Raw genomic sequence first — 3,881 nt, forward strand, 5'->3', positions numbered from 1 at the left:
GGTCGCCATCGAGCGCGGCTGCAGCCGGGCCACGGTGCGCTCGGCGGCACGGCGGCCGATCGCGGCGGCCGATTCCAGGTCTTCACGGGCCAGCGCGCTGCTGTACCAGCCATCGCGCTGCATGCCGTCGCCCTGCCCGGCGATCAGCGCGCAGCCCACCGAATGGTGGCTGCTGCGCTCGCGGCCGATGAAGCCATGGGAATTGGCATACACCGACAGGCTCTGCGAGGTGGCGGCCGAGGCGCCATCGGAGTTGCTGATGCGGCCATCGGCTTCACGCCCGGCCGCCTCACAGGCCAGGGCCAGGTCCAGCGCCTCGTCAGCCCCCAGGTTCCAGGGGTGCCAGCCGTCCAGGTCGGGGAACTCGCGCGCCATCAGGGCGGCCTCGGCCAGCCCGGCCGCGGCGTCGTCCTCGGTGTGCCGGGCGATGGCGCAGGCCTGGGCCACGGTCGATTCCAGGCTGGCGTCCTGCAGGTCGGCGGTACTGGCGCTGCCCTTGCGCTGGCCGAAGTAGACGGTCACCGCAATGCCGCGGTCGCGGGTGGATTCCACCGTTTCCACCTCGCCCAGGCGCACATTCACGTCCAGGCCGCGCTCGTCGCTGCAGCTGACCTCGGCCTGGCTGGCGCCCATGGCTTTGGCCCGCTCCAGCAGGCGTTGGGAGATGTCGGCCAGCTGCTCCAGGCGCTGCAGGCTGTCGTCGGCCGGGGAGACTTCAGGGGAGATCACGTTCAATGCTTTATCCTGTACGGGTGAGTGCCTGGCGCAACGCGGGGCACAGTTTACGGATGTGGAAATAAGACGATGCGCGGACGCGACGAAGATACCGGTGAATTCCTAGACATCAGCCGTAGCCAGAACCGCCGGGACGCCCTGGACGTGCTGGCGCTCGGCGAGAAGCTGGTCGCGCTGACCCCGGCCCAGCTGGCCCGGGTGCCGGTGCCCGAAGACCTGCTGCCGCACATCGCCGAGGCCAAGCGCATCACCGCGCACATCGCCCACAAGCGCCAGCTGGCGTTCCTGGCCAAGCACATGCGCCGCGAAGACGATGCCGCGCTGGATGCCATCCGCGATGCGCTGGACGCCAACAGCGAAACCTCGCGCCGTGAAGTGGCCACCATGCACCGCGTGGAAGACTGGCGCGAGCGCCTGTTGAAGGACGGCGACAAGGCGCTGGGCGCGCTGCTGGACGAATACCCGCATGCCGACCGCCAGCAGCTGCGCACGCTGGTGCGCAACGCCCAGGCCGAGAAGGCCAAGAACAAGCCGCCACGCGCCTACCGCGAGATCTACCAGCTGCTGCGGACGCTGCTGCTGCCGGCCGCGCTGGGCCTGGACGCCGCCAACCTCACCGCGGCCGACGACCTGGAAGAGCAGGACGACCAGCACGACAACGACTCCGCCGAAGACTGAGCCCGACCGCCCACGCGGCGGTGCCAGCCCAGGGCTGGCACCTGCGGGGCGCTCGAACCGGCAGCACGGGCGCATCGCCTGGCTCAGGCCTGGGTGCCGCCCACGGTGATGCCATCGATCAGCAGCGATGGCTGGCCCACGCCCACCGGCACGCTCTGGCCATCCTTGCCGCAGATCCCCACGCCCTCGTCCAAGGCCAGGTCGTTGCCGATCATGCGGACCTTCTGCATGGTTTCCGGCCCGTTGCCGATCAGCGTGGCGCCCTTCACCGGCGCGGTCACCTTGCCGTCCTCGATCAGGTAGGCCTCGGTGGCCGAGAACACATACTTGCCGCTGGTGATGTCGACCTGGCCGCCGCCGAAATTGACCGCGTACAGGCCCTTCTTCACCGAACGGATCATTTCTTCCGGGTCGTGCTGGCCGGCGCGCATGTAGGTGTTGGTCATGCGTGGCATGGTCATGTGCGCGAACGATTCGCGGCGGCCGTTGCCGGTCGGGGCCACGCCCATCAGGCGCGCATTGAGCGAATCCTGCATGTAGCCGACCAGGATGCCGTCCTCGATCAGCGTGGTGCACTGGGTCGGATGGCCCTCGTCGTCAATGTTGAGGGAACCGCGGCGCCCGTCCAGGGTGCCGTCATCGACGATGGTCACGCCCGGGGCCGCCACGCGCTCGCCGACGCGGCCGGCATAAACGCTGGTGCCCTTGCGGTTGAAGTCGCCTTCCAGGCCGTGGCCCACCGCCTCGTGCAGCAGCACGCCGGGCCAGCCCGGGCCGAGCACCACGGTCATCACCCCGGCCGGGGCCGGGATTGCCTCCAGGTTGACCAGCGCCTGGCGCAGCGCTTCGCGGGCGAACCGCTCGGGGCGGTCGTCGGCGAACAGTTCGGCATAGCTGTAACGGCCACCGCCGCCGGAATAGCCGGACTCGCGGCGACCGTGCTGCTCCACGATCACCTGCACGTTCAGCCGCACCAGCGGCCGGATGTCGGCGGCCAGCACGCCGTCGCTGCGCGCGATGAGTACCGTGTCCACGCCGCCGGACAGGCTCACCATTACCTGCTGCACGCGCGGGTCGGCGGCGCGCAGGTAACGGTCCAGGCGCTTGAGCACCTCGACCTTGGCCTCGTTGCCCATGCCGTCGATCGGGTCCAGCGCCGGGTACAGCGCGCGGCCGTTGCCACGCACCAGCGAGCGCGCCTGCTGCGCCCCGCCCTCGCGTGAAATGGCACGGGCCGACTGCGCCGCCGCCAGCAGTGCGTCACGGTGGATGTCGTCGGAGTAGGCAAAGCCGGTCTTTTCACCGGCAATGGCGCGCACGCCGACGCCCTGTTCGATCGAATGGGCGCCGTCCTTGACGATGCCATCTTCCACGCTCCAGCTTTCGCGCCGGGCGTGCTGGAAATACAGATCGCCAAAATCGATGCCCGGGCCCAGCAGGGTACCGAAGGTACGTTCCAGTCCACCGGCATCGAGCCCGGCGGGCAGCAGCAGGCGGTCGTTGGCAAGGGTAAGTGCGTTGTCGGTCATGTCATCTATCTGAGGGCGCGGGCCGCTATCGCAACCCGGGCGCGGGAAAGGGGTCAGCGTACCGGGGGCGGCAACGCAGCGGGAGCCGCACGTGGTGGCGGGGCATCGTCACGGTCGATCACTTCGACCTTGGGTTCGGCCCACGGGCCGGTCACCCGGTAGGTCTTGGCCCCGATCGCCCCCAGCGGCTTGCCCAGCACCGCGTTGGCGGCCGCGCCCACGGCGGCGCCCACCGGCCCACCGGCGACCGCGCCGACCACGGTCAGCAGGTTGCCGGCGCGGGGGTTGACGTCGATGGTCTGGTCGAACTGCTGGCGGCGCAGGTCGGTCTGGCCGCGGATGCTGATGTTGGCCGCCGGGCCTTCGATCAGCACCTTGTCGGTGGTGGCCATGCCGTTGCCGAACGCCAGCGCGCCTTCGACCTGGTTGAAGGCGAAGCCCTTGGAGAAGAAATCGCGGAAATCGAACATCAACCGGCGCGGCAGCTGGGTGACGCTGAGCAGGCCCAGCACGCGCCCGGCGCCGGGTTCCAGCTCGAGCAACTGGCCGTTGCGTGCATGCACCTGCAGCTGCCCCTGCAGCGCGCCCAGCTGGAAGTCCGACGGACCGCCCTGCCAGCCGGCGTCGAGGCTGAGCTGGCCCTGGCCACCGCGCAGCTGGCCGCCGTAGTCGAGGTTCTGCATCAGGCCGCCCAGGTCCTCGCTCTTCACGTCGACAGTGACCTGGGTGCGCGCAGCGGCGCCCATGCCCAGCCAGCGGCCCTGGATGTCGATGGCCTGCTTGGGCGCGCGGAACTGCAGCTGGTCCACGCTCAGGCCATTGCCGAACGGGCGCGTGCGCAGCACCGCCTGGCCCAGCCTGGCCTTGCCGAACTGCAGGTCTTCGATGTCCAGCGCCAGCGGCGGAATCTTCGCCGGGTTGGTGTCGTTGGCGCTGGAC

The 3,881-nt window shown here is 69.9% G+C and carries 4 protein-coding genes; 1 reads left to right on the forward strand and 3 read right to left on the reverse strand.

Features of this window, described 5'->3' with window-relative positions; genetic code table 11:
* Positions 1-735: DNA gyrase modulator (locus DBR34_RS22400; RefSeq protein WP_308812522.1), on the reverse strand; the 735-nt coding region annotated here is incomplete at its 3' end.
* A 69-nt stretch (positions 736-804) separates the two neighbouring features.
* On the opposite strand from DBR34_RS22400, the gene yjgA reads away from it, so the two are divergent.
* Complete coding sequence (gene yjgA, locus DBR34_RS08470) at positions 805-1,413, forward strand: ribosome biogenesis factor YjgA (RefSeq protein ID WP_128096462.1); 609 nt, start codon at positions 805-807, stop codon at positions 1,411-1,413.
* Positions 1,414-1,496: 83 nt separating this feature from the next.
* Here yjgA and tldD read toward each other — a convergent pair whose 3' ends face one another.
* Together tldD and DBR34_RS08480 are read right to left on the reverse strand one after the other, a co-directional pair.
* Positions 1,497-2,942 (reverse strand): metalloprotease TldD, encoded by a 1,446-nt coding sequence (gene tldD / locus DBR34_RS08475; protein ID WP_038687117.1) that lies wholly within the window; start codon positions 2,940-2,942, stop codon positions 1,497-1,499.
* 53 nt (positions 2,943-2,995) lie between these two features.
* Positions 2,996-3,881: AsmA-like C-terminal region-containing protein (locus DBR34_RS08480; RefSeq protein ID WP_308812523.1), on the reverse strand; the 886-nt coding region annotated here is incomplete at its 5' end.

The sequence above is a fragment of the Stenotrophomonas sp. HMWF003 genome, from assembly GCF_003061285.1.
Classification (GTDB): domain Bacteria; phylum Pseudomonadota; class Gammaproteobacteria; order Xanthomonadales; family Xanthomonadaceae; genus Stenotrophomonas; species Stenotrophomonas maltophilia_AP.